This is a genomic window from Nocardia abscessus NBRC 100374 (genome assembly GCF_000308455.1).
In the GTDB taxonomy this organism is placed as follows: Bacteria; Actinomycetota; Actinomycetes; order Mycobacteriales; family Mycobacteriaceae; genus Nocardia; species Nocardia abscessus.
Genome location: NZ_BAFP01000244.1, coordinates 1 through 7,825 on the forward strand (window position 1 = coordinate 1; position 7,825 = coordinate 7,825).

10 protein-coding genes are annotated in these 7,825 nt (G+C 63.8%); 4 read left to right on the forward strand and 6 right to left on the reverse strand.

Translation table 11 applies throughout. The features are described from left to right. Positions 1-101 precede the first annotated feature (101 nt). From ON19_RS39300 to ON19_RS31135, 5 genes are all read right to left on the reverse strand, one after another. Entirely contained in the window at positions 102-488 is a 387-nt protein-coding gene (locus ON19_RS39300) for a hypothetical protein (protein ID WP_051169459.1), read from the reverse strand. A 176-nt stretch (positions 489-664) separates the two neighbouring features. Further along, positions 665-1,471, reverse strand: coding sequence for an AraC family transcriptional regulator (locus tag ON19_RS31120; RefSeq protein WP_051169460.1), 807 nt, complete (start codon positions 1,469-1,471; stop codon positions 665-667). Between the two features lie 4 nt (positions 1,472-1,475). Further along, the gene (locus tag ON19_RS31125) at positions 1,476-1,904 is read right to left on the reverse strand and encodes a DUF5360 family protein (protein WP_051169461.1); all 429 of its coding nucleotides are present in this window, start codon (positions 1,902-1,904) and stop codon (positions 1,476-1,478) included. Between the two features lie 187 nt (positions 1,905-2,091). Beyond that, positions 2,092-3,339: a phytanoyl-CoA dioxygenase family protein gene (locus ON19_RS39305; protein WP_051169462.1), complete on the reverse strand. Its 1,248-nt coding sequence runs from the start codon at positions 3,337-3,339 to the stop codon at positions 2,092-2,094. Between the two features lie 10 nt (positions 3,340-3,349). Continuing rightward, positions 3,350-4,162 carry a hypothetical protein gene (locus ON19_RS31135; RefSeq protein ID WP_157229909.1) on the reverse strand — a complete coding sequence of 271 codons (813 nt, stop codon included), beginning with the start codon at positions 4,160-4,162 and terminating at the stop codon, positions 3,350-3,352. A 42-nt stretch (positions 4,163-4,204) separates the two neighbouring features. Between ON19_RS31135 and ON19_RS31140 the strand changes: the two genes are divergently transcribed. From ON19_RS31140 to ON19_RS31155, 4 genes are all read left to right on the forward strand, one after another. After that, positions 4,205-4,804, forward strand: coding sequence for a TetR/AcrR family transcriptional regulator (locus ON19_RS31140; RefSeq protein ID WP_051169463.1), 600 nt, complete (start codon positions 4,205-4,207; stop codon positions 4,802-4,804). Positions 4,805-5,066: 262 nt separating this feature from the next. Next, the gene (locus ON19_RS31145) at positions 5,067-6,194 is read left to right on the forward strand and encodes an MFS transporter (RefSeq protein ID WP_227954854.1); all 1,128 of its coding nucleotides are present in this window, start codon (positions 5,067-5,069) and stop codon (positions 6,192-6,194) included. Between the two features lie 149 nt (positions 6,195-6,343). Then, on the forward strand, positions 6,344-6,718 hold the full coding sequence (locus tag ON19_RS31150; protein ID WP_083899734.1) for a transposase: 375 nt from the start codon (positions 6,344-6,346) through the stop codon (positions 6,716-6,718). 85 nt (positions 6,719-6,803) lie between these two features. Next, a complete protein-coding gene (locus ON19_RS31155; RefSeq protein ID WP_043700947.1) occupies positions 6,804-7,532 on the forward strand; it encodes an IS3 family transposase in 729 nt (242 codons plus the stop codon). A 99-nt stretch (positions 7,533-7,631) separates the two neighbouring features. On the opposite strand, the gene ON19_RS31160 is transcribed toward ON19_RS31155, so the two are convergent. Then, positions 7,632-7,825 (reverse strand): IS3 family transposase (locus tag ON19_RS31160; protein WP_043700949.1); only part of this gene is annotated, 194 nt, incomplete at its 5' end.

Consider the following 7,825-nt stretch of genomic DNA (forward strand, 5'->3'; position numbering starts at 1 on the left):
ACTCTAATACCGAACGGTCTCATTCACCGGGGACGGGCCGCAGCGGGCCGACCCGGAAAGTCCGATCCACACCGCTTCAGAGAATGCAAGCATGGGGAGTCCTACTGGCTGGTGGCGAAGGTTGGTGTCCTGATGTCGCCCGCGGCGTGCAGTTTGTTGTACGCCTGAATCAGTGCGGCGATACCGACAGGGATGCCGACCACGGCACCGCCTATAATCGGACCGAGCGCTGCGCCCAGGGCGAGCCCGGGAATGCAACCTCCGATAAGGCCTACGACCGCGCCGACGACACAGCCGCCGATCAGGCCGATTACTCCTCCGGCCAGGGTGCCGACCGTCACGGCAAGCATGAATTCGGTGCCTGCTTGATTCAGAGCGTTTGTGATTTCGGTCTGCTGATCGGTGCCGGTGGCGATCTCTGTCGGGTCGGTCTCTGTTCGCGGTGCGATAGTGGCACCTGGGTCGGGCAAAGGTGCCGTGTCGTTCACGGCGTATGTAGTCGAGGTTTCGGTTGGGGGTGCGGCGTTCACCGTCGCGTTTCCGGCCGCCGCAGCGATCGCGGCGACCGTTGCGGCGGCGACAACAGCGTGATGGATTCTGTGCGACATGAGTTGTCTCCTGTTTGGATATTTGGTACGGCGAGCCCGACTTCGCTGATCAGGCTTTACTGCTGAGCCGATCTAAACAGGTGTGACGTAGATAACCGAAGGGTATTCTCGGCCGCGTGGGGGGCAAATGGTGACGTCATCGGAACTACGGCGCGAGTGACTGTCGCAGTGCGCCCGGTCCAGCGCTGGTATGCGCGCCGGAATTCGCGACTGTCACCGAAGCCGACCTCGGTGGCCACCGCGGATATCGGCAGATTCGATTCGCGCAGCAGGGTGTTCGCGCGCTGCAGGCGCACGCGATCACGGATCTCACCGAATTTCTGGCCTGCCTCGGCGAGCCGCCGGTGCAGCGTTCGCTCACTCATCATCAGATGCTTCGCGACCAGGGGTTTCGTCAGCGGCTGGCGGATGTTGTCCCGAAGCACTCGCTCGACCGCAGCGACGATTCCAGGATGATCGTGGGTCGGGTCGACACCGGCCGTGGAAAGGTCGAATGTTCCAGCCGCGAAACAAATACGTGTGGTCGGCGCGCCGAATCGTATCTCACATCCGAACGAGCGGCGGTAGGCGGCGGCGTGGGTGGGTGGCGGGTACGCGAACTCGATCCATGCGGGCAAGATCTCCACGTCGAACATCGAGCGTGCCAAAGTCGTTGCGGCGCAACACGCCTGTTCGACAAGAAACTGCAGCACCGATGGTTCGGAACATCGGTCGGTGATTCTGAGTACGAATATGTGTGCGCTGGTTTCGACCTCGAAGTCCAGAAGTTCGGCTGTGGTCCGGCGCTGCCGGAGGACCGCCGCGAGCAGATCAGCACCGAATCGGGCCACGATCGTGGGTTCGTGCGTCAAGGGGCGGCCCATGATCTCACCTCACTGGTTCACGGGTGGACGACATTCGGAATATCCCGGCGAGGGCTGCGATCGGGAACCCGAACAGCCACAGGTTGGGAAGCCACCACAGCGGGCTGTAATCGCCACGTATCACGTAGAAGTTCAGTGCCATCAATCCTGCGGCCGAGGTCAGCGACAACGACACGGTGATCATCGGCAGCGAGATGGCCGAGCGGGATCCGAGTGCGAGACCGGTGAGACCGAGGCCGATGGCGGCGAGGTCGAGCCCGAGAAAAGACCAGTTCCACTGCTGGAGAAAATGGTCGGGTCCGACGCTGATGATGTCGAGCACTGTGATGATCCAATAGGCGAGAAAGCCGAGATCGGTCAGCAGCATGGTCCGTTTGACGCGCCGCAGGCGTCGATGCGATTGCTCGATCTGGTCGAAATGATTTGTGGGCATCAGAATCTCCGTGTGAAGCTAGTCGGACTCAGCGCTGTCCCCGCCGTGTGGGAGCCGAGTTGGGACACCGTTGGTTGGCGCCGAGAGGCAGGGCACTGCGCCGGGCGAGCGTTCATGATCAGTGGTGATGCCTAAGGTTTCGTGAGGTGGTTTCTCACCCGCGCCGCCGGGTGAGACACCGTTCGAGTCAGGCCGACGGGAACAGAACTCTTCCCGGATCACCGTTTTCGTAGAGGCCGAGCATCCCTCCTCCGACGGCGGTGGCGTCATGAGCGGCATAGCCGAGCAGGGCCTGGACCTCTGGAGACAGGTTGACAGCGGTCTGCGGAGGAACGTTGAGCACGCTATTCTCCACTGGGCGTAGCCAGCCCGCGCAGTAGCTGAGTGACAGTCCGCGGCGACGTTCGTCGGTGGTGCGGTTGGCGCCGCCGCCGTGGATCGCGTCGCCGCGGAACAGCAGTACATCGCCGGGTGCCATGACCGCTCGGACGAGTTGATCGGCGGCCGGGTTCTGTTTGATGGGCCACTCGTGGCTGCCCAGAGCGATATTGGTGGCGCCGTTCTCCTCGGTGAAGGGTGTCAGCGCGATCATCGCGTTGACCAGGACGCTGTCGGTGGTGTGTGGCAGATGCGGCCAGGAGTCGTTGTCGCGATGCGGATACTGGGCAGGCTCGCCGGGGCCGATCTCGATGAGTTCACCGGCGTTGAGTTGGATTCCGGAGGAGACCGGGGCGAGCATTCTGGTTGCCCAGGCGCGCAGGTCGGGGTGGGCGATCAGTGCGCCCGACGCGGGGATCTTCGCGGCCAGGCCGTGGAGTCGCAATGTGTTGCGTCCGAGAAAGCTGTCATACAGCGCGGATCCGCTGTCGGCCTGCCCGGCGTCCGTGTGTTCGCGCAGCCAGGCGTCGAGTTCGGCGGTGAAGTCCGAGCGCAGGTGCTCTGCGATGAGTCCTTCGACGACGACGGCTCCGTGTTCGCGGACCGAGGCGTCGATTGCGGGCCAGTCGTAGGGTTCCCGGAACCGCGGGACGGCCGGAACCGAGCCTGTGCCAGCAGGCTCGGCGTCCGGCTCGGCGGTGTGGTCCCCGACGTCAACCGGTATCGGGTCGGAGTAGGAGATGATCCACCAGGAACCTCCTTCGGGCCCGGTGGTTTCCGGCCCGTAGACGTGCCCTGCTCTGGTCCATCGGATGTCGCCGGCACGGTAGAGACCCTCACCCTCGATGTGGTGTTCGCCGGCGGTGTAGACGTAGATGACGTCGCCGTGGTGGTAGTGGGCCGAACGTGTTTTGTTCGGCGGATCGCTGACGTGCATGACGAACGGCATGCCCTCCTGCCCGAATCCATCCTGGAACAAGCGGACCTCGCCGCTTCCGGTTGTGGGGTCGATGATCGGATCGGAGTCGTCGGCGCGGTAGCGCGCGGTAGCGGACATGGTGGCTCCTTCAGTGGGTTGGGTTGATGCGGTCGGCGGTCCACCGTTGTGCGATCGCCTCGGTGAGATGGTCCAGTTCGACGGTGCTCGCCGCGGCCTTGCGGCGCAGGGCGCGGAGTTCGCGAAGCTGGGTGAGAAGACCGGGTGCGGTCGGGTTCAGTGACCCGCTGCGGCGCTCGACCTGCAGTACGCCGCCGCGCAGCCGTCCCGATATTCGTCGTTGCGCCAAGGCGGTCATCGCCTGGTTCTCCTGGTGGGCCAGAAGGATCGCCGGTCCGTCAGCGGCGTCGATCTCGGGTAGGTGCAACCGGTCACCGGGCCGGGCGTCGAACAGATCGGTGCGAGCGGGTAGCGATGTGATCCACGGTTTGTCCTGTCGCAGCGTGACCAGGACCGTGCCGTCGGATCCGGCGTCGTCGATCACCAGTGTCGGCGTCAGGGTCGCGATGACCCGCCCGAAGTACCAGGGAAGCCATCGACGATGGCCTGGAATCGCGCTGAGATGCCTTGTCGGCGCGAACTTTTCCGCTTCCTGGGCCAGCAGCGCACGCGCGGAGCCGGTTCCGTCGCGATCGATCTGCAGCAAGGCGGTGGCTTGCAGAAAAATCCCGCCCGCCGCCAGCGCGACATGTGGATCGGCGGCGATTCGTCGCATCTTGCCGATCATCGCCAGGGTCGAGGTGACGACGGGCCGGCCATCGGGGGCCTGTAGCGGCGTCACCGCACACGCGCCGATCGTCGCGGCGGACCGCCATGCCAGCACTCCGACTGCGGCGGCAGCGAGCGCTCCCAGGCCGGCATCGCGGGGGTCAGGTTTATTCATAACCACGGTTACGTAATATCCGTGATGTAAACTTCCCTGTCAATGCCGAAGATTGTCGATCACGAAGAACGACGCCGGGCGATCAGTGCCGCGGCGTGCCAGGTCATCGCCACCAAGAGCCTGGCGAATACCACCGTGCGCGATATCGCTGCCGAGGCCGGTTGCACGACCGGCATGGTGGTGCACTACTTCGCGGACAAGCGCCAAGTGCTGTTGGCCGCCCTGACCGCGGCGACCACGGCGGTCGCGAAACGAATGACGCAGGTGGCCGCCGAGTCGACGGGCCTGTATGAACTGCTGTGCCAATGCCTGCCGATGGACGAAACCCGTCGGGTCGAATGGCAGGTGTGGATTGCGTTCTGGGACTCGGCCACTCACGATGCGGACCTTGCCCGCGAGCAGCGCGCGCGGTATCAGGCATGGCGCGAGGCGCTGGAGCTGGTGCTGGTGTCTGTCGGGTATCCGGCGGGGCGCGCGCTCGAAAACGCGGCCGAATTGCTCATGATCGTCATCGACGGCATCGGGATACAGGCGGTTTTCGATCCTGATAGGTTTCCTCCGGATCGTCAGTTGCAACTGCTGCGTCACCAAACCGAGCACATCCTGACGACACTCGATGCCAAGTGTTCTTCCCAGCCGTGACACCGGCACCTGGCCGGACTTGGCCCACTCCGGCCGTGCAGCCCCTCGTTCCGGCCTGCACAGGCAACTACGTTGATCGAATCCCACCGGCTTGGACTGAGCGGACTCACCCATGAATGGCACTCCACCGCGAGCGTCGAGCACCGAAAAGCGGAACGCGCCGGCCGAAGGCCCGGCCGCACCGGTCGGAGCCCGCTGGACTGGTCTGTTCGCGCTCGCCTGGCTGGGTGTCTGGCTCGCCCAACTTACCCCGTTCCAACTGTTGCTGCCGACTCAGCTCAACACCGTCCTGGGTATCGGATCGACGTTACGCCAGGATAATTGGCAGCGCAGTGTGGTCGATTTCGGTCTTGTCTCCGGTCTGTCTGCCGCGTGTACCGTGGTCGCGTTCCCGCTCGCGGGAGCTCTCAGCGATCGAACCGCAAGCCGATACGGTCGGCGCCGCCCGTGGATTCTCGCGGGTGCAGTCCTGTTCGCCGGGTCGTTGGTGGCGCTCGGAACGCAGAACACGGTCTTCGGCATCGCACTCTGGTGGTGCGCGGCGATGACCGGATTTTGTTTTGTCGCATCGGCTTTGACAGCGATGATCGGCGATCGCGTACCCACTGCCCAGCGCGGAATCGTCTCGAGCGCGATCGCGGCACCGCAGGCACTCGGCCTCATTCTCGGCGTTGCAGTGGTCGCGGCGCTCGCACTCGACGCCGCGCAGGGGTACACTTTTGCCGCCATCATTCTGATGAGCTGTGTGCTCCCATTCGTGTGGTGCACACCCGATCCGACACTCGCGACGGTGTCGCAGCGCGGGCAATCCGTTCGAGAACTTCTGGGATTCAGAGATTTTCGCTGGGTACTCACCAGCCGTGCTCTGATCAATCTCGGAAACACCCTGGGCACCTCCCTGCTGCTGTTCTACCTGCAGTTCGGGCTCGAGGTCAGTGACCCGGGTTCATCGCTGCTGGTGCTCACCACCGTCTATATGGTCGTCCTCACCATTGCCGCAGTGTGCTGCGGATGGATGTCCGATCGGATCCGCCGCCGTCGTCCCTTCGTCTTCGCCGCAGGCGCCTTGCAGAGCATCGCTGCCGTCATCGTGATCAGCACCGAATCGTTCAATGGCACTGTGTTTTCGAGCGCCCTTGTCGCCGGGGGTTACGGCTGCTTCCTCGCCGTTGATCAGGCGCTGGCCGCCGATGTACTGCCCTCGGCCGATCACAGCGGGAAAGACCTCGGCGTCATGAACATCGCGCTGGCCGTGCCGCAAGCTATCGGCCCGCTCATTGGTGCGGGCATAGTTTTTCTCTCTTCCGGATTCGCCGGACTGTTCATCACGGCGGCGGTCTGCACGATCCTCGGGGGTGCCGCGGTGTTGCGGGTCCAGACGGTCCGCTGAAACGTCACCGCGGGCATGCGGCCGCCGTCGACCGATTGAGCCGGTTCCGGATGGCGGCGAAGACCGCGGGCATGGCAGCTTCTACTACGTGTGCTTCGCCGTGCCCGATCTACAGCGTTGTCGACGCCGTCTGAGGTTCCCCCCGGAAAGTGGACACCGAGTTAGCAGGATCTGAGGTTCTGCTGGTAGAGATGTTTGCCATGCCTCCTCGCAAGCGTCGGTCGTACACGACCGAGTACAAGGTCGAGGCTGCTCATCGTGTGGTCGACTCGGGTCGCACGATCGCCGAGGTCGCCCGGGAGTTGGGGATCGACGCGGGGATGTTGAGTACTTGGGTGAAAGACGAACGCCGCCGTGCTGAGGCAGCGACCAGCCGTGGTGACGAACCGCTGTCACCGTCGAAGCGAGACGAGTTACAAGCGCTGCGAAGGCGAGTTGCCGAGCAGCACAAGGATATTCAATTCCTCAAAAAAGCTTCGGCGTACTTTGCCGCGATGCAGAACAACCGGCCCGGTTCGATCTGATGGTGAAGTACGCCGCCCCCGACGCTGAGGCGGTGGCCTCCCCGCCGGAACCGGCACTGCACCCGAACAGTTCGATGTGGCCAGGATGGCGCGGCTGCCCAGTGTGTCGGCGTCGGGTTTCTACGCGCGGATCACCGACGAACTGCGCGAGCGCGGGGAGACGGTGAGCTGCAAAACTGTCGCGAAGATCATGGCCGAGATCGGGATGGAGGGCATCAGCCCCCGCACGTTCAACGTCCGCACCACGAACACGGACCCGGGCGCGTCGTTCCCGCCGGACCTCGTGGCACGCGCGTTCGATCAAGGCCGCCCGGACGCCGTGTGGACCACCGATTTCACGTATCCGACCTGTGGTGAAGGCGACATGTATTTGTGCGCGATCCGGGACGGGCACACCCGCCGGGTGCTCGGGCACGCCGTGGCCGACCATATCGGCGCCGATGTGGTCGAGGCCGCGATCGAGCAGGCGGTCGCCGTGCGCGGCGGCCGGGTGGACGGCACGATTCTGCATTCCGACTGTGGCGGTGAGTTCACCGCCGGATTGACCATGCAAGCCTGCGCCCGCCACGGGCTGCGCGGGTCGATGGGCGCTACCGGCATATGTTGGGACAACAGCCCGGCCGAATCGCTGTGGTCGACATTCAAGCACGAGTTCTACTACCGTCACACGTTCACTGGTAAGTTCGAACTCGTTGCCGCAGTTGACAAATGGATTGACTGGTACAACACTTCCAGACGACACTCCGCGATCGGTGGTATCAGTCCCGTCCGCTTTGAGCAGACACTCCCGACAGTCGCGGCAAACGCCGCGTAACCAACTGTCCACCATTCGGGGGGAACCTCAGTGCGCCCACGATCAGCGATCACCCGTCCTGAGGTTGCCCCAGTTTCCCGGACGGGTTGGGTGTGATGCTCACGCGGCTGCGTGAGTGGGGGTGTGGGCTCGTTCGTACTCTACGGGGCTGATCATTCCGATCGTGGAGTGTCGTCTTCTGGGGTTGTAGAAGGTTTCGATGTAGTCGAAGATCGCGTTGGCCATTTCTTGGCGTGTCGCCCACTGCTTGCGGTCGAGCAATTCCAATTGCAGTGTTCCGAAGAAGCTTTCAA